Genomic DNA, 18,492 nt, shown 5'->3' with positions numbered 1-18,492 from the left:
CCGGAAAATTCTTTCTCTATAACGTCTTCGGCAAGAGACTTCTCAATGCCATTAGTTATAAGCTTCATGATAATTCTACGGGGGCCGTTACCCTTACGCATCTCATTGCGCACGGTGGCTTCCGCCCATGCCATATCGTCGAGATATCGATTCTTTTGGCAACGCTCGATGACGCGTTCTGCCGTCGAAGAAGAGACTCCTTTTGTTTTGAGCTTCTGAATAAGCTTCTTCGTAGGATTCATCGCCTTAGAAAGAAGAGTCAACGCATACCTCATAGCACAACGATATTCCAACGCTTGGAATTTCTCTTCTAGCTCTTCGAAAGAAGAACACTCTTTTGGAAGGTCGGGCTTCTTGCCGAATACCGACGTCGCTACTTCACGCCATCGATCACCGTCGACAATGATATATGCAACGCCTTTCTTCCTCTCGTCATAATGTAATGATATCTTCATCGGGTTTTTCTTTTCACGACTTTGACTTTCTTTACCTCTTTGTTGGCAAGGCGTATGCCACGGGCAGTAACACTCTTGATGCTAGCAAAAGAATCGACGTCGTAGGACATCTTCGCTATCTTCTGGCGAGGCTTTGGCTTGAAATGTAGCTCTACGACAACGTCAGGGGCGGTAGTGATGACGTCGAGCTTGGCGCCTTCTTCAAAATAACGATACTCCCTGTCGATAATGAATTTCTTCACAATGAAGCTCTTGGCATAGGCACAACGCGTCTTGGCATCACGGAAGATCACACGGAGCTGCGTTGTCTTGTCGGCAATACCAATATACGCTATTGGGTTTTTCTCACGGAGGATATATTGCTTCTCAGGGATGTTGATGACAGTATATGCACCGTCTTTGTACATGATAAGGATCTTGTCGAGGTTGGTACATTCAAAATAGTCGTCGGAAGAAATCTTCGTTCCCAAAAACCCACTCTTGGCATCGTAATACACCTTGACATCATGAGTAGTGATGACGCGCTTGTCGACAGTAGCGATCTCATCTATAGCGGTACGACGAGGGAACATGTCGCCATACTTCGTGATGATACTCTTAAGGTATCGGATAGCACAGCGCTTGATATTCCTAAGATCTCTCTCGACAGAAGCAAGCTTCTTCTTATGTTCCGCGATGTCTCGGAGGTTCTTGTCGATGTCGAAACGTGAAATGCGCCGTATCGGTATGGCAAGAAGACGCTCGATGTCTTCTTTGTCAGGCTTATGGGAAAGCTCGGAATGATAAGGGACGAGAGCTTTCTTGATAGCAGTGATTATGCCTTCATAAGTTTTGATGCTCTCGATCTTCTTGTAAAGCTTGTTCTCTATGAAAATACGCTCCAAAGTCTTGTCGAAGATCTTCTTGAGGATGCGGTCGCGCTCGATCTCAAGCTCTTCCTTGAGATACTCTTTGAGCTTGTTAGTATGGTAACGCAAAATCTCGTCGACATTAGTCTCCCAAGGCATTTGCTCTTTTATGACGATACACTGCGGGCTTATCGATACCTCACAGTCAGTGAAAGCATACAAGGCGTCTAACGTCTGAGTAGAATAATGTCCGCGAGAAAGCTTTATCTCGATCTCAACATCATCGGTAGTGTAATCGTTGATGGTGTCGACCTTTATCTTGCCCTTCTTGGCAGCCTCTTCAATAGAACGTATCAAAGACTCCGTAGTAGTGCCATAGCAGATCTCCTTGATGACGATGGTTTTGTCGTCAGGAGTCTCGACGCTGGCGCGAAGACGTATCTTGCCGCGGCCCTTGTCATAGTCGGAAGCATCCATTATGCCGCCAGTAAGGAAGTCGGGGAGTATCTCAAAATCTTCGCCCTCTAATATCGCAATCTCGGCATCGAGAAGTTCAACGAAATTATGAGGCATTATCTTCGTAGACATCCCAACAGCGATACCCTCAGCACCCTGTATCAAAACAAGAGGGATCTTCGAAGGAAGGGCGACAGGCTCGACATTTCTACTGTCATACGAAGGGACAAAAGAAGTAAGGTCTTTGTTGAAAAGAGTGTCCCGCGCCAAGGGCGATAGGCGCGTCTCAATATATCGCGCAGCAGCAGCAGAATCCCCAGAATAGATGTTACCGAAATTTCCCTGGCGGTCTAAAAGGAAGCCCTTGTTGGCGATGTTGACAAGAGCGTCATTAATAGCAGCATCACCATGAGGATGGAACGCCATCGTCTGCCCAACAATATTGGCGACTTTATGGAAAGTGCCGTTGTCGACAGTATGTAGAGTGTGAAGGATGCGGCGCTGTACAGGCTTAAGGCCGTCGTCGACACTAGGAATCGCCCTGTCGAGAATAACGTACGACGCGTATGTTATGTAGTTCTTACGTAATATCTTCTTGAGGTCTTCCATAATTATTTCTTGGTAGTTGATGTTATCTTTGCAAGGGCATGCAACTCTTTCTCTTCGCTGATGAGGTTGTCGATGATAAACTGCTTGCGCTTAGGAGTGTTCTTCCCCATATAAAACTCTAGCGAAGGCTTTATGTCGGAAAAAGCATTGACCGTTACAGTCTTAAGACGCATGTTGTCGCCGATAAACTGCTTGAACTCATTGGGCGATATCTCACCAAGGCCTTTGAAACGCGTTACCTCGATGTTAGAACCCTTAAGCTTCCTTAAAGCGCTGTCGCGCTCTTTAGCAGAATAACAGTATATAGTCTCCTTCTTGTTCCGTACCTTGAACAGCGGCGTTTCAAGGAGCGATAAATGCCCGTTGAGAGCAATGCCTTCGAAATATACCATGAAAAAAGTTAGTAGAAGGTTCCTGATATGCATGCCGTCGACATCAGCATCGGTAGCTAATATTATCTTATTATAACGCAGGTTCTCAATGTCGTCTTCAATATTTAGAGCATTCATAAGGTTGAACATCTCTTCGTTCTTATATAGCTGATCGCGCTTGAGGCCGAAGACATTCAAAGGCTTGCCCCTCAAAGAAAAAACCGCCTGCGTAAGAGGATTCCGCGAAGATAATATCGAAGCACTGGCAGAGTCGCCCTCGGTAAGGAAGATCATACTGTTCTCGCCATCAGGAGTGTTGTCAGAGAAATGAAACTTGCAGTCGCGAAGCTTAGGAATCTTATACGATATCTTCTTCTGCTTCTCCTTGGCGATCTTCTTAACAGAAGACAGCTCGCGGCGGAGCTTCTCGTTGAAAGCTATACGCTCGATGATCTTAGACGACGTTTCAGCGTTCTTGTACAACAGATCAATGACGGCATCCTTGACATGCTGGACAATAGAAGCTCTGATGTCCGTGTTCCCTAGCTTGTTCTTTGTCTGCGATTCGAAAACAGGATCTTTCACTTTAACAAGGACGGCACCGACGATGCCTTCGCGGACATCGACACCCTGGAAATTCTTGTCAGCATAAGCATTGAGACCCTTGAGAATGCCTTCGCGGAAAGCAGAAAGATGCGTGCCGCCATCAGCAGTATATTGTCCGTTGACGAAAGAAAAATATGTTTCGCCATAACTGTGCGCATGTAGGAAAGCAAACTCCAAACCCTTGCCCTTATAGTGTAAAGGCTCGTAAAGGCTGTCTTCAGAAACTTCTGCATTCAAAAGATCGAGAAGACCGCCGTCGGAAGAGATTTTCTCGCCATTGTAGTCTAAAGTCAAGCCAGTATTAAGATACGCATAATTCCATAGGCGTTTCATAACGTATTCGTCCTGAAACTCATAGGAGTCGAAAATCGCAGGGTCGGGGACGAACTCGACATATGTGCCATTGGGCTCTTTAGTGGAGCCTTTCTTTTTCTTCTTAATAATTCCCTGCTCGAAAGATGCCTCGGTATATTTGCCGTCACGGTGACTTCGTACCATGAAATAACTAGAAAGAGCATTTACTGCCTTGGTGCCTACACCATTCAATCCAACAGAAAATTGGAAAACATCGTCGTTGTATTTCGCTCCCGTGTTGATCTTGCTGACACAGTCGATGACCTTGCCAAGAGGAATGCCACGACCATAGTCGCGGATCGATACACTGCACGATTCTTTGTCGATTGTTATGTCAACAACATCACCATGACCCATGATAAATTCGTCTACGCTGTTGTCAATGACTTCCTTAAGGAGGACATATATACCATCGTCAGGGTTGGAACCGTCGCCAAGACGCCCAATATACATGCCAGAGCGTATGCGTATATGCTGTAAAGCATCGAGCGATACTACTGTGGATTCGTCATATTTCTTAGCCATATAATATCTTTTTTTGAGATTCTACAGGAAAAACGAAACTATAGCATGTTTGTCAAAATGTGTATATAGTAATTATGAGTGATGATATAGTATTGTAATATAACAATGGAGTGTATTATGGCTATAAAGCCTTCTTCGATAGATAGTAAGGTCATTCTGGTAACAGGGGGGACAGGAAGCTTCGGAAGGGCTTTCGTCCGTATGCTTCTAGAAAAACATAACCCGGAAAAAGTTATAGTCTTTAGCAGAGACGAATGTAAACAGTGGGAGATGCGCAATAGCGACCATATCTTCAACAGCGAGAAAATACGATACTTCATCGGTGATGTCAGAGACAAAGATCGTCTACTTATGGCTTTCCGTGACGTCGATATCGTCGTCCACGCAGCAGCGCTTAAGCAAATTCCTACGGCAGAATATAACCCCTGCGAATGTGTTAAAACTAACGTCATGGGAGCAATGAACGTTATAGACGCTGCAGTAGAACGCGACGTCGAAAAAGTTATAGCACTGTCAACCGATAAAGCCGTAAACCCCGCAAACCTATACGGCGCAACGAAACTATGTTCCGATAAACTCTTCACCGCCGCTAACGTCTACTCAGGGAAACGGCAACGCCCAATTTTCTCGGTAGTACGATACGGTAACGTCCTCGGCAGCAGAGGAAGCATTGTTCCTATGTGGCAGAAGATGATAGAAAAAGGGGCGACGACGATACCCGTAACCGACGAAAGGATGACGCGCTTCTGGATAACACTAGAACAAGCAACGAAATTCATCATGATGGCATTGACGAAGATGGAAGGCGGCGAGATCTTCGTACCGAAAATCCCTAGCATGAAAGTCGTGGACCTAGCAAAAGCGATAGCACCAGAAATCCCTATAGAGATCTGTGGGATACGCCCAGGAGAGAAAATCCACGAAGTGATGGTATGCAACGAAGACGCCCATAACACAAGCGAACACCCAGAATATTACGTTATAAGACAGCATGAAAATTCCTTGAAAACAAAAAACACCGCCGAAAATAGCGTCTCGGAGGAGTTCGCATACGCTTCAGATACTAACGAACGATGGCTCACAGAAAAAGAATTATACCAATCCCAAATAAAAAACATATAAATTCTTCTTCATCTTTTCGCCTAAAATGTCACGCTCGATCTTGCTAACACACAAATGTTTGCCGCGATCTCCGCGTGACGTTCTAGACGAAAATCTTGAAGCTAATTTATACGTTTTTCACTCGTGCTTGGTATTACAAAAAAAAATCTGCCAGATGGGCCCTAGGTACCGCTCTATCAACATGATTTTTTAAAATGGACCGCTTCCTAAAGGTTTTCTAAATAAAAATCTTTAGCGTCATGATCCTTTAATCATTTTAAGACTGGTTGATGAGTTCTTAATACCTAGGGGTCCCAAACGGCAGACCTAACTAACATTAAAATCTACCTCGGATTCTACGCTTACAATAATTTCACGCAAAGGTTTTTTTTGCGAAGAATTTATGCTTCTGATACACAAGATTATAGGTAAAAATAAAAAAAATAATGCACTGGTTTTTTTTGCACGCGTGCGATAACATCGTGAAAAAGAGACAATAAAAACATGACGTTGACAAGAAAAGAACATACACAAAAAAGCCCCTCAGAGACCATCGAGAACGCAGAAACGATGAACGTCGTAACGCTAGAAAACACCCCCATAATAGAACAGCTTCGCCTCGAAGAAGCACTGCTTCGTGTAGGAAAAGGGACGTGGTGTATCGTCAATAAAGGCACCACACCAGCGATGGTGATGGGCATCTCAGGAAAGGCGAACAAATGGTTCAAAACCGACGACGTAAAGAAGCTTAACATTCCTATCATAAAGAGGTTCAGCGGTGGTGGCAGCGTCGCCGTCGATGAGGACACTTTCTTCGTAACATTTATCGCCGACACACATCTCCTTGGCGTCGAACATCCTATACCGGAAAACATCATGTCGTGGAGCAAAAATCTATACGGCGATGTCTTTGACAATAAAGACGTTACGGAAAGGGGAGGCGACTACGTTTTCGGCGACAAAAAATTCGCCGGCAACGCACATTATATCCGTCGCGGAAGGTGGCTTCACCACACTTCTTTTTTATGGAGCTACAATCCAACGCTTATGAACCTTCTTCGTGATCCGCCACGTTCTCCAGAATATCGCGCTGGAAGAAACCACGAAGATTTCTTGTGCACAATGTCAGAATTCCTCCCCAACAAAAACGCCTTCTTCACAAGCCTCTTAAGCACCCTCAACAAACGATACACCCTCCACAACATATCGTGGGACGACGCCTCCACCATAATATCCATCCCACACCGCAAGTCAGTGACCAGTGGTTAAGGGTGCTCCGCGCACCCTTAACAATCCCGCGCCAAAGGCGGTGTCCGCCTCTGGACTCCCCATGTAGTCGACAAAGCGTAACAAGCGCCAAATCTGCAAATGCAGGTTTGATGCTTGTTACGCTTTGCTGCCAGTCATCACCATCGAAGCGATGGCAATGAAATAAAATGAAGAAAACCAAGCATCCTTTTGTCCCGCCGAGGAGAGGATTTTTGCGGATTAGCAAAAATCGCCGATGGCGGGACTCGCTTGCGCAGGGCGCCAGTCAGGAGCACTAAAAAAGTCATCATGACTTTTTAAGTTCTTACAAGAAAGCGCAGGTATTTTTGGCGTAAGCCGAAAATGAGCCCTCCTTAGAGGGCTAAGCGCTTTTTTAGCTGGCGCACTTCATAGTAACGAAGCGATGGGCGACGGGAGTGTGGCGACACAATAGGCAAACAGGAGTCCAGAGGAAACTTCGTTTCCTTTGGCGGGAGGGGTTTGGGGAGGGCAGGGTCCCTCTCCAATGTAATGCTATCGTTTGAAGAAGACCATGAGGATAGAGATATCTGCTGGTGAGACGCCGGGGATTCGTGAAGCTTGCCCGAGGTTGCTTGGGAGGACGTTTTTGAGTTTTTCGCGGGCTTCGTTGCGTAGGCCTGTGATGTCGTCGTAGGAGAATGTTTTAGGGATGCGTATCTTTTCGAGGTTGTCGAGGCGTGCGACGTCGCTTTTTTGCCGTTCGATGTATCCCTCGTATTTCACGTGAAGTTCTATCTGTATGTTTGTATCGATGCCGTGGTCGAAAACATGCTCAGGATGCTCTTCGAGGAGGGTGTCATACGTTACCTCGGGGCGTCGGAGCTTCTGCGCCAAAGATACGCCACGGCTGCCGACGGTGACGAACTTCTTCGTAAGACGCTCAACCTCCTTGGCGACGGTATCGTTTTTCTTGAGGAGAGATTTATGTCGCTCTTCGTCGACAAGACCCAAAGCATAGCCATACTCCCTGAGGCGTACGTCAGCGTTGTCTTGGCGAAGAAGAAGACGGTGTTCGGCTCTGCTTGTGAACATCCTATAAGGCTCGTCGATGCCTTTAGTGACGATGTCGTCGATCATAACACCGATATATGCTTCGGAGCGTTTCAAGATGAAAGGCTCTTCGCCACGAAGTTTCTTGACGGCATTGACGGCAGCGATGAAACCTTGTGCGGCGGCTTCTTCATAGCCAGAAGTGCCGTTTATCTGTCCGGCGAGGAAAAGTCCTGAGATTTTCTTCGTCTCCAAAGAGAATGATATCTGTCCGCTGGTGATGTAGTCGTATTCTATAGCATAAGCAGGGCGTATTACTTCGGCGTCTTCGAGGCCAATGACGGAATGTATCACGTCAAGCTGCACGTCGATAGGTAGCGAAGAAGAAAGACCATTGACATATACCTCAGAGGTGTTTAAGCCTTCGGGCTCGAGGAATATCTGGTGGCGGTCTTTGTGGGGGAAACGCATCACTTTGTCTTCGATAGAAGGACAATACCGCGGGCCTATGCCTTTTATCGTTCCTTGATATAACGGAGAACGGTGGATATTAGATGTTATTATCTCTTTGGTAGCAACGGTAGTATAAGTTAGATGACATGACACCTGCCGAAGAGGGTGGTCGGTAGGGGTGTCGAAAGAAAAATGTATCCCTTCATCGCCGACCTGCTCTTCGGTCTTAGAATAATCGATGCTTCGGCAGTGGATTCGTGGTGGCGTTCCCGTCTTGAGACGTCCGAGGTCGAGACCTAAAGATATGAGATTTTCCGATAACTTTGACGAGGGCTTGTCACCCTCACGGCCTCCAGGGAAATTCGTGTCGCCGATATGGATGAGACCGCGCATGAACGTCCCCGACGATAAAACTACAGTACGACAACGATATGTTATGCCTTTTATCGTAGAAACGCCGCGAATTTCTCCGTCTTCGACTACGAGAGACTCTACAGTGCCATGCTTGACGTCGAGGTTTTTGGTGTCTTCGAGACGACGCTTCATCTCATACTGATATAATACCTTGTCGGCCTGAGCGCGAGGAGCCCAGACAGCAGGGCCTTTGGATTTGTTGAGCATGCGGAACTGTATGCCCGTCATGTCGATGACCTTGCCCATCTCACCGCCAAGAGCGTCGAGCTCGCGGACAATGGTGCCCTTACCAACACCGCCAATGGCGGGGTTGCAGCTCATCTTGCCGATAGTGTCAAGATTCATGGTAAGCAATAACGTCGTAGCACCCATCCGTGCCGAGGCAAAAGCAGCTTCACAGCCGGCATGGCCTCCGCCGATGACGATTACATCATAATCTTTAGGGTATATCCACATAATTTATATTCAGCACAGCACGCTGCGGTTGTTGTACCAAACACACCACGATGCACCGATATAATATAGAAATGATAGAAAGCAAAAAATGCTTACTACTTTTTCTTGTGACGGTTGCTACGGCGGCGTTTGTTGCGCTTGTGCTTGGCGATTTTAGCTTTACGCTTCTTTTTTACAGAAGACATGTTCTCTCCAGTTATACGAAATATTTACTGTTCATTAACTCAAATAATGTGAACATCATACACCACCACCAAAAAAAAAGTAAAGCCTTTTTAATAGCGGATAGCAAAGAAGAGCAGGACCAGGAGTAGGATTTTACCACGGAGCCACGGAGAACCACGGAGTTACACAGAGAGCGCCACTGCGCAGAGCGCGCAGCAGACGCACAGCTATCAACATTGTCGTTAACTGCACTTCTTTTCTTTGTTTTTCCTATAGCACGCGTAAAGATACAACCTTACTCTTACGACAACGTCGAGAGGGGGCACTGCCGTGTCCGGGTTTATTCATTGTTCAATGATAACTGGTCACTGTTTATATGGCTCCTGCGGGGATGCCTTTTAGTGGCACACCGCCGATGGACATGGTATCCATGGGGCTGTAGTCGGCGAACTGTGCGATTTCTTTTCTGAAGGTAAGGTTTACATTGCCGGTGGCGCCGTGGCGGTTCTTTGAGATGATAAGTTCTGCCATGCCGGGCTTGTCGAGGGGGTCGTAGTATTCGCGGCGCAGCAGGAACATAACGATATCGGCGTCTTGCTCGATACTTCCCGATTCCCGAAGGTCGCTCATCATAGGACGGTGGCCGGTACGTTCTTCGACCTTACGCGACAGCTGCGATAGGCACATTATTGGGATGTCAAGCTCACGGGCGAGGTTCTTTAGCATCCGTGAGATCTCGGAGATCTCAGACTGGCGGTTCTCGGAATTACCCCTAGACCCAGACCCTGCAATAAGCTGTAGGTAGTCGACGACGAGGAAGCCTATATCATAGGTCTCCTTCATGCGACGAGCACGGGCGCGGAGGTCGGTGATGACGAGGCCAGGCTGGTCGTCGATGATCATAGTATGCTGGTGCATCATATTGACAGTAGAGACAATACGTTGGTATGCGACACCATCGAGCGCGCCTGTCTGTATATTATGAGATTCTACTTCCGACTGCGAGCATATCATCCTATGGACATACTGCTCGGCGCTCATCTCCAAAGAGAAGATCCCTACAGGAACTTGGTCTCTGAAACATACGTTCTCGGCGATGTTTATCGCTAACGCCGTCTTACCCATGGCAGGACGCGCAGCGAGGATCATAAGGTTTGAGTCCTGGAAACCGTTGAGCATCTTGTCGAGGTCAAGGAAATGTGAGGGCATGCCAGTAATCCCAGGGTCTCCAGGGCCGCGTTTCTGGAATTCTTCCTGACGCTGCTCTAGCTCCTTAAGATACGGAAGCTCGGACTTCGCCTTTACACCAGAAAGGATGTCGGTGAGGGCAGTTCCGGCGATAGGGTTCGCCGACTGGCTTATCTCGAAGAGAAGCTGCTGGGCCTTGTCGAGCTCTTCACGGACGCTAGCAGGGTCTTCTAAAGCTTTCTTCTCGATGATCTGTGCGGCGTTGATCATCTTGCGTAACACAGACTTGCTGCGGACGATGCTTACATATTCTTCGATATATGCCGACGTCCCAGCGTACTGCGCCAATGTAGTAACATAAGAGACGCCACCGATGGCGTCGAGCTTATCGAGGCGTTTCAGCTCCTCACAGACAAGGTGTATGTCGGCAGGCTTGTCGGAGCGGTATGCCGTCTTCAAAACTCCAAAGACAATACGGTGTTCTGTGAAATAAAAATCGCTGTCGTCAAGACCGTCAGATCCGATGTTCAAGGCGTTGACGCTCGTCAACATACACCCCAAAACCATCATCTCCGATTCTTTGGAATGCGGAGCAATTTTAAGAATATCAGAATTTGAAGCCATACTAAACCTTCCTTATACAAACCATATAAATTAATGAGCCACTACGATAAACAACCATAACCAAAATGTCAATGAGGCAATTTCAATCAAATTGGAAAATGAGAGGAACTCGAAATAGGAATTACTACCACGGAGGCACGGAGAACACAGAGAAATAGAACTGGTTGTGGGATTCTCCCCCAAGCCCCCGAAATACATAAGAAAATCATCGGGGTTCTAGTAACGGTGTCAGGCTTTTAATGTTGTAATCTTATCATCGCAACACTGAAATCCTGACACAAACCACTCTTATTCTAATCCTTTATACCTCAAAGCTAACATCGTTATGTCATCTGATTGCTCCGCTTCGCCAACAAATTTATTTACCTGGCTTTTGACTTCAGCAATAACATTTTCAGGGTTTACATCTTCTATCTTTGAAAGAGCTTCTTGTAATCGAGCTTCATTAAACAATTCTAAATCTTTGTTCGTCGCCTCTGTAACACCATCGGTATAAAGAAAAATCATGTCGTTTGGGTTTAATTGTATTTTTCTTGTAACATAATTCGTGTCTTCCATTGGGCCAACAACAAAACTTCTTTCCATTTTAAGATACGTGAAGTCCTCGCCTTTAGTATATATTAATGGAGGGTTGTGCCCAGCATTAGAATATTCTACCTCTCCTGTAACAGTGTCAATTATTGCGCAAAAAACAGTGATAAACATGTTCTCATCATTTTCAGGGTAAATGATTTTATTTACGTTGTCTAATATTTCACTAGGAGAAAGTCCTCTTAAAGCCTGTGTCTTTAAAAGAATCTTTGTGATAACCATAAACAGCGCCGCAGGAACACCTTTGCCAGAAACATCACCTATTAAAAAGCATAACTTCCTTTCATTGATAAAAAAGAAGTCATATAAATCGCCGCCAACTTCTTTGGCAGGATTCATGTCCGCAAATATATCAAACTCTTTTCTGTCAGGGAAAGGAGGGAAAATATTCGGAAGCAGGCTCATCTGAATTTCTTTCGCAATATTTAGCTCGCTCTCGATTTTCTCTTTTTCGGCGGTAGTTGTATTAAGATTTTTTATGTACGATTTTAAATTTTCTGCCATTTTATTAAAGGCATCGGATAAAGACTCAAGCTCGTCGCCAGTTTGTATATCTAATTTATGCTCTAATTTCCCGCTGCCGATAATATTGGCGCCCTTATTAAGTAATATAATAGGGTCTGTGATTTTCTTTGAAAGCCGGATCCCTAAAAATGATACTATTGTCATGATTACCACTAGAAAAATAGCAAAAATAAGATCAAACTTTTTAAGATGTGTCTTAATCTGTTGCTCTGTAACTTTAGTCGAAGCATTTATTTTGTTCTTAGTATTTTCCGCTGAGGAAATTACCTCTTTTACAGACATCACTATGCCTAAACTCCAGCTGGTATTTTTAAGAGGAGCATAAGCAATGAATTTCTCTTCGTCATTATATCTAGATTGCACAATACCTGTTTTCCCAGCAGTCATATCCTTGGCGATATTTTTTAAAGCAGCATTTTTATGGTTAAGCCATGATTCTGTTTCAAAAGACTCGTCCCATTTTTGATCTCCTTTGGCCGATCCAGGACTGACAATAATCCTTCCTTTTTGATCCATTAAAAAAGCATATCCAAGATCACCTATCTGAGTATTAATGATTTTATCGTTTAATACGTCTAATATCACATCAGCGCCAAGGACGCCTGCTAATTCATTGTTTTTATTGTAAACGGCTTTATAACACGTAATCATTAAGAGCTCTTCAGTGGCGCTTATATAAGGTTCTGACCAACCGGCAACATCTGATTTAATAGCATCTTTATACCAATCGCGCACTCGTGGATCATATCCTTTTTTATGCTTTCTGGTAAAAGGAGACCTTCTATGTAAACCGGTTTCTGTGCCTATCTGGAGTATTTTTATATTAGGATCATGAGCAAGACTTGACACAAATAAGTTGTCAATATTACTTGAGATATCGATATCTTTTTCTATGCCTTCATTATTTTCAAGGGCAAGCCTGCAAACCGATAGAGGAGGATTGTTTGGATCTATTTCACTGTCCCAATAAAAAGAAGGGCCTGGCTGAAGCTGTGATTGATTGTCCCATAGTGAAGATGCATGATCTGTTAAAATATCAACAGACAACTCGACTTTTTCAAAGATAGCATTACTTACAGCAGCTTGGTTTTCTACTATGCGCAACAGATAGCTTTTTGACTGCTCTTTTAAAGTTTTTTCACTCTCAAGAGCAGCGTTACTTCCCAAGGTGATGCTGTTTTGTAAAATGAAATTCCCAGTAGCTCTTAGGTCATTGTTTATTTTATAGCTAAATAAAAATAAAGAAATAAGAGGAAGGCCTAAGACTAAAAGTAATATTTTTGTCCTAATCTTGATTTTAGTCTTTCTTTCCATGAGTGGCTCTCCATTTTTTATGGCTGTAGTAATCCCGGGCAGTCGCTGTAAAGACAGGCCGATGTCAAATATTCTGTATTATTTCGATAACATACCGATAAGTCAAGAAAAATGAAAATGGGGTTAAAATGAAGGAGGATCGGACCATAGAACAAAAATGAACCATGACCGATTGCACCTAAAACGGCACTTTTGCCGTTTTTTACAAGTTGGGCCCGATTTTTTCTCGAATGGCTGAGATATTCTCGACGCGGTTCTCAGCGGGAGCCACTGATTTTCCACTCTCCTTTTTCTAGAAAAGCTTCTATTGTTTGTCTTTTAGCTTTATTAATCAAATTTGGATAAGAAAGTTTTTTGCTTTTTGCATAATCTGAAAGTGAAACAATTTTACCGTCTTCCAAATATGATAATCTTTTATGATAACTATTAGTAAGCGCCCTACCAACGATTTTTTCCATAATAGCAGTCTTATTATCCAAATCAAACTCTCTAAAAGATTGATAATAATCTTTTCTATCAATGAATTTAATGTTAATAGGGACATAGCCTTCTCTAATAAGTAAGTAATTTATAATTACTCTACCAATACGACCATTGCCATCGCAAAAAGGATGAATATATTCAAAAACAAGATGCAATTTAGCTATACGTTTAATGATATTTAAAGATGGGGTTGAATTGTATTCAGCGAACATTTCTTCAAGGAGTTCAACTACTTCTTTGGGGCTTGGGGCTATGTGGCTTCCTACACGTACAAATTCATTATCTTTCCTAAATCTTCCCGATATATCATCATTAATATTTGAAAGAAGTATTTTATGTAAAAAAAGCATTACATTAAGATTCAATTCCTGTTCTTTTGCTTTTTTTTCTATATAAGAAACAACTCGCGCTAAATTTTTTGCCTCAAACATTTCTCTTGCAGAAATAAATCTATCACAATCAATTTGATGCAAAATTTTATCTGTTTCTTCTAAAGTTAAAGTGCTATTTTCAATAGCATTGGAATTATATACATGCTCCGAAATTTCTGATTCAGCAATTATTTTCAATAAGTGTTCTTTGTCAAGAGCTGTCTTATAATATCTCGCACGAAGACCATCAATTTTTTTATAAGTACTTGAAACTTTAACCATAAAATAGCCTCGTTTTTATATATAATTAATTATATCACAAGTTAACGACTTTGTCAACAAAACCGTTAAAACCTCAAGTATTTTGCTGTTTATAACGATATAGGGCTCAAAAGCGTTAAATTAAACAAGATTTTAATAAAAAATACGATTTTGTCAACAAAACCGTTAAAAGCTCAAGCATTTTGTTGTTTATAACGATATAGGGGTCAAAATCGTTAAATTAAACAAAAGGGGCCGCAAATGGGGTCAAAATGGGGTCAGGCCAGACATTCGGACATTAATTCAGATGATTTAACTTTAAGCAGCGCTGTTTTTAGTATATTCTTAACCCCTTGAAACCAGAGAATATGTTTTATGATATGAAAAATTTTGCATCAAAAATGTTATTATTGCTGGCAACAACCCATCTTTGTTACAGTAATAGTTCTCCTGATTTTTTTCTGTCAAAAACTTTAGTAGACATAACGAAAAGAGAGAGTCAAATGAAAGAACAATATTCAACAGATAATATTTTGCGTTACGAAGAAATTTTCGGCGATGGCTTTGTTACTGTCGGAGGGCTTAAGCGTGCTAAGAAAATGTTTTCGTTGCTTAAGTTGCAAGCGGGTCAAAACGTTTTGGATATTGGTTGTGGTACTGGAGGAGCTTGTTTTTATGTGGCCGATAATTATGATGTAAGCGCCTTAGGGATTGATTGCTCAGAAGCAATGATACAAATTGCTAAAGAACGCGCTTCACGTCAAAATAACGGTGTCTTGATAGACTTTCAGCTTGCTGACATTGTCGAAAAAGAATTCCCAGAAGTATCGTTTGATGTCATTTATAGCAGAGATGTTTTAGTGCACATTTTTGATAAAACAAAGCTATTTGAAAAAACCTTTTCATGGCTAAAGCCCGGAGGTAAGTTGTTAATTTCCGATTATTGCATTGGAGAAGGAAAACTTTCTGAAGGCATTAAAACATATATCACACAACGACAATATGACATGGAAACTCTTTGCCGTTACAAAGAACTTTTGGAACAGGCTGGTTTTTCAGATGTAATTGCTCAGGATTCTACAAAGGAGTTTGTTGAAGAATTACAAGATGAATTAAAAAAACTAGAATCGATAAAAGAAGAGTATATCAGAAAATATTCTCGAGAAGAATATGAAAAGATCACTACAGGTTGGAAAAATACAATCGAACGGTGCCGTTCGGGTGAACAGCGTTGGGGAGTATTTTTAGCAACAAAATCAGAAAACTGGCCGTTTCAGATATTCTAGAGCTAAAGCTCGGAAGAGGTTGCTACCAAGTCGTACCGCAGCACAAATCGAGGTGAGGGTTAAGATTTCATTGAACCAGGTGGTGCCAACGTATCAGATGCTTGCCCCCAAGATCAAGGAGTTGAAGACGTTAGGGATGGGCTATCGGGAAATCGCCGAGAGGCTGGGGATTGATAAGGGGACTGTGGGGAGGGGATGAAAGTAGAACCGCATATGCACTACTAGATACAGCGCCGCTTTACTTGAAATTGAGATCCTCTGGTTTAACACTAAAGGAAGATGCGTAAGATATAGCATTGAATGTTGTAAAATTCATAACACTGACTGCCTGCGTTAAAACCAAGAATAACATTAACGATGCCCCTCGTTCGATGTCTATTACACTCCATTTTTTATCAACGCTATCTTTATTGGACCTTTTTTCATCTGGAATAAACGAGAAAGGCAAATTATCGAACAAGATAAAACCTTTTCCTAAAATGAATATGCCATCAATCGCAGGTGAAGAGATTTTCTGTCTCTCCTTTAATGTTTTGCCCATTTGTGGAGACTCAATATTTTCGGCTTTATAGATTTTATCTATCCATCCATGTACAGTTTCCATCTTAGCCGGCCCGTCGTATGCAACTACAAAATTTAATGGCGCGGGAGGTGTCCATCCTGTTGTGATTACTACATTGTTCGCCGATATATTCAGATCTTTCGTATTTTTTGCCGCCCTTATTGCTGAAGTTAATTCTTTCTCAGTTAATGTAGACTTTACTTCGATTGTCGCAACAACCGACTCGGCTAAAATACCCCAAACCTCACCACCAAAATTTATTCGAGGATATTCCTCTTTAAAAATAATAATATCTTGCTGATTTCGCTTTTCTCCAGGACGAGAATTTTTATCGATTATTTCCCCCGAGCCGATTGACACTCTATCACTTAAGTGCTCTTTTAAAAACTCACGGATAAAAGCCTCACGAGGATTACCCTTGTGAAGGCTATGCCCTGTGTTATCTCCAACTTTTTTTAATGCCAGTAAGTATTCTTCGACTGAATCAAAATGACTTTTTAACATAATATACTCTTGTAGGTTATATAACGCCTAACTTTCGTGTGTTTATGATGCTTTACGGAGCGTAGCGAAGTCGGAACATGGATTCTAAAGCATCCTCATCCTAATGGGCTAATCACTAACGTGGTGGCACTCGCATCGCTACGCGACTTGCTCATCCCACCTCCTACTAAAGCAAGAAAGCCGAGCTTTTGCTCGGCTCTTGCTTTCGGAGGAGGTGGGATTCGAACCCACGATACGTTTTCACATATACACGCTTTCCAAGCGTGCTCCTTCGGCCACTCGGACACTCCTCCATAGATAAACTGTGAACTGTAAATGGTAAACGGTGAACTTCGCCACCTCTTGTCATTATTAACAATCACTGATAAAAGAAGATGCCAAGGCATTTTATTGCCTTGGCAATCGGAAAGGGTGGGATGGACTCGGGCTGATGCCCTCGGCCCTTACGGGCTTACCACTACGTGGCACTCGCATCGCTACGCGACTTGTGAACCCACGTGGGTTCAAATCCATACACTTTTTCCATGAAAGCCTCTAATTCACAAGGCTTTTATCCCATATTCGGAAAGGGTGGGATTTGAACCCACGGTACCCGTTAGGGTACTCATCCTTAGCAGGGATGCGCTTTCGGCCACTCAGCCACCTTTCCATAATAAATACATATTAAGCACACAATAGTAACGAGATGGTGTTTTTTCGACAAGAGTAATTTTCGCTCTCCGTGACCTCCGTGCCTCCGTGGTGAAAAATCTTATCTTCTTCTATACGCTCTACGCTATAATCCAGCGTGTAGTATCGCTGTTTTCTATTCTTTTTTTGCGCCGTTAGAGCTGAAAGCCCGTACGGTATGGCGCGCTTTGATGATGTCGTCGAATGCTTTGCTTGTTTGTTAATATTCTCGAACATGCAACAGCTCCTTGATTTTTTATAGTATTGAACATTATAATAATCTGACAAGTTCTAGAACAATAAGACATTTGTGAGGGACACAATGAACGAAAGCGGTTTCAAAGTACCATTATATCTCTACAAAGTTGTTACTGCAGATCATTGGAAAGAGATATCCGAAAGAAAAGAATTTATTCTTACTTCTGATGATAAAAAGTTTATCCATCTTAGTGAAGAACATCAGCTTGGGAACGTCGTCGAAAAATTCTTCGCCGGCCAAAACGTCGTCGTATTAAAAATTGACAGGGATAAACTCAAAGGAAGGCTTGAGCACGAGAGCAATCCCGGAGGGAAAAACAAATATTTCCATCTATACGAAGGTTGCATTCCTTTTGATGCAATTAGAATCCTAGAATCGCAGCAGACGTGACGGTTTTAAGGAGCTCTTTTAATAGGGTCAGGCGGGGCATTCGGATATTAAGTTAAGATCTTCAGACAGAAGAACAAGGAGCAAGGATCATATGTTTTCGTATAAAGATAATCGCATGGAAGCTGTTGTTTTTGTCTTCTACAAAGACGGAAAAGTCCTCATCGAAAATAGACCTGATGGCCCCGACCATTCAGGGCCGAAAACAAATTTTTTTCCAAGCGGCAAGATCGACAAGAAAGACCACGATTCCTGCGAAGACTATAGAATCGTTGCCCTGAAAAGAGAAGTCTCTGAAGAATTCGAGAATAAAATCACATTCTCCGATCATCAGTATCTTGGAGAATTGGACGCCGACCCTGTGAACATACATTT

At 43.2% G+C, this 18,492-nt stretch carries 15 protein-coding genes and 2 tRNA genes; 5 read left to right on the top strand and 12 right to left on the bottom strand.

Annotated features, from left to right (window positions below):
* The 3 genes from HN980_03265 to HN980_03255 form a co-directional block, all read right to left on the bottom strand.
* Positions 1-455, bottom strand: a 455-nt coding sequence (locus HN980_03265) for a hypothetical protein (protein MBT6928497.1), incomplete at its 3' end; no start/stop codon positions are given.
* Positions 452-2,368 (bottom strand): DNA topoisomerase IV subunit A, encoded by a 1,917-nt coding sequence (locus HN980_03260; protein MBT6928496.1) that lies wholly within the window; start codon positions 2,366-2,368, stop codon positions 452-454. The genes HN980_03265 and HN980_03260, both read right to left, overlap by 4 nt.
* Positions 2,369-2,370: 2 nt before the next feature.
* A complete protein-coding gene (locus HN980_03255; GenBank protein ID MBT6928495.1) occupies positions 2,371-4,224 on the bottom strand; it encodes a type IIA DNA topoisomerase subunit B in 1,854 nt (617 codons plus the stop codon).
* A 117-nt stretch (positions 4,225-4,341) separates the two neighbouring features.
* Here HN980_03255 and pseB point away from each other — a divergent pair, with 117 nt between their 5' ends.
* Together pseB and HN980_03245 are read left to right on the top strand one after the other, a co-directional pair.
* Positions 4,342-5,346 carry a UDP-N-acetylglucosamine 4,6-dehydratase (inverting) gene (pseB, locus tag HN980_03250; GenBank protein ID MBT6928494.1) on the top strand — a complete coding sequence of 335 codons (1,005 nt, stop codon included), beginning with the start codon at positions 4,342-4,344 and terminating at the stop codon, positions 5,344-5,346.
* A 483-nt stretch (positions 5,347-5,829) separates the two neighbouring features.
* Positions 5,830-6,594 carry a lipoate--protein ligase family protein gene (locus HN980_03245; protein MBT6928493.1) on the top strand — a complete coding sequence of 255 codons (765 nt, stop codon included), beginning with the start codon at positions 5,830-5,832 and terminating at the stop codon, positions 6,592-6,594.
* Between the two features lie 513 nt (positions 6,595-7,107).
* Here the strand turns inward: HN980_03245 and mnmG are convergent.
* The 5 genes from mnmG to HN980_03220 all read right to left on the bottom strand — a co-directional run bounded on the left by mnmG (position 7,108) and on the right by HN980_03220 (position 14,471).
* Positions 7,108-8,928 (bottom strand): tRNA uridine-5-carboxymethylaminomethyl(34) synthesis enzyme MnmG, encoded by a 1,821-nt coding sequence (gene mnmG / locus HN980_03240; protein ID MBT6928492.1) that lies wholly within the window; start codon positions 8,926-8,928, stop codon positions 7,108-7,110.
* Positions 8,929-9,023: 95 nt separating this feature from the next.
* Positions 9,024-9,113: an AURKAIP1/COX24 domain-containing protein gene (locus HN980_03235; GenBank protein MBT6928491.1), complete on the bottom strand. Its 90-nt coding sequence runs from the start codon at positions 9,111-9,113 to the stop codon at positions 9,024-9,026.
* A 352-nt stretch (positions 9,114-9,465) separates the two neighbouring features.
* Positions 9,466-10,905 (bottom strand): replicative DNA helicase, encoded by a 1,440-nt coding sequence (dnaB, locus tag HN980_03230; GenBank protein ID MBT6928490.1) that lies wholly within the window; start codon positions 10,903-10,905, stop codon positions 9,466-9,468.
* Between the two features lie 288 nt (positions 10,906-11,193).
* A complete protein-coding gene (locus tag HN980_03225) occupies positions 11,194-13,335 on the bottom strand; it encodes a SpoIIE family protein phosphatase (protein MBT6928489.1) in 2,142 nt (713 codons plus the stop codon).
* A gap of 257 nt (positions 13,336-13,592) precedes the next feature.
* On the bottom strand, positions 13,593-14,471 hold the full coding sequence (locus HN980_03220; GenBank protein MBT6928488.1) for a Fic family protein: 879 nt from the start codon (positions 14,469-14,471) through the stop codon (positions 13,593-13,595).
* A 359-nt stretch (positions 14,472-14,830) separates the two neighbouring features.
* On the opposite strand from HN980_03220, the gene HN980_03215 reads away from it, so the two are divergent.
* The gene (locus HN980_03215; GenBank protein ID MBT6928487.1) at positions 14,831-15,736 is read left to right on the top strand and encodes a methyltransferase domain-containing protein; all 906 of its coding nucleotides are present in this window, start codon (positions 14,831-14,833) and stop codon (positions 15,734-15,736) included.
* 238 nt (positions 15,737-15,974) lie between these two features.
* On the opposite strand, the gene HN980_03210 is transcribed toward HN980_03215, so the two are convergent.
* From HN980_03210 to HN980_03195, 4 genes are all read right to left on the bottom strand, one after another.
* Positions 15,975-16,802 (bottom strand): hypothetical protein, encoded by an 828-nt coding sequence (locus tag HN980_03210; GenBank protein ID MBT6928486.1) that lies wholly within the window; start codon positions 16,800-16,802, stop codon positions 15,975-15,977.
* A 206-nt stretch (positions 16,803-17,008) separates the two neighbouring features.
* Positions 17,009-17,095, bottom strand: a tRNA-Ser gene (locus tag HN980_03205).
* A gap of 269 nt (positions 17,096-17,364) precedes the next feature.
* Positions 17,365-17,451 (bottom strand) — tRNA-Ser (locus HN980_03200).
* Between the two features lie 14 nt (positions 17,452-17,465).
* The gene (locus HN980_03195; protein ID MBT6928485.1) at positions 17,466-17,708 is read right to left on the bottom strand and encodes a hypothetical protein; all 243 of its coding nucleotides are present in this window, start codon (positions 17,706-17,708) and stop codon (positions 17,466-17,468) included.
* An 85-nt stretch (positions 17,709-17,793) separates the two neighbouring features.
* Here HN980_03195 and HN980_03190 point away from each other — a divergent pair, with 85 nt between their 5' ends.
* Positions 17,794-18,120: a DUF952 domain-containing protein gene (locus HN980_03190; protein MBT6928484.1), complete on the top strand. Its 327-nt coding sequence runs from the start codon at positions 17,794-17,796 to the stop codon at positions 18,118-18,120.
* A gap of 91 nt (positions 18,121-18,211) precedes the next feature.
* Positions 18,212-18,492: hypothetical protein (locus tag HN980_03185; protein ID MBT6928483.1), on the top strand; the 281-nt coding region annotated here is incomplete at its 3' end.

Source organism: Waddliaceae bacterium (assembly GCA_018694295.1).
Lineage (GTDB): Bacteria > Chlamydiota > Chlamydiia > Chlamydiales > JABHNK01 > JABHNK01.
This window is presented reverse-complemented; position numbering and strand designations above follow the sequence as displayed.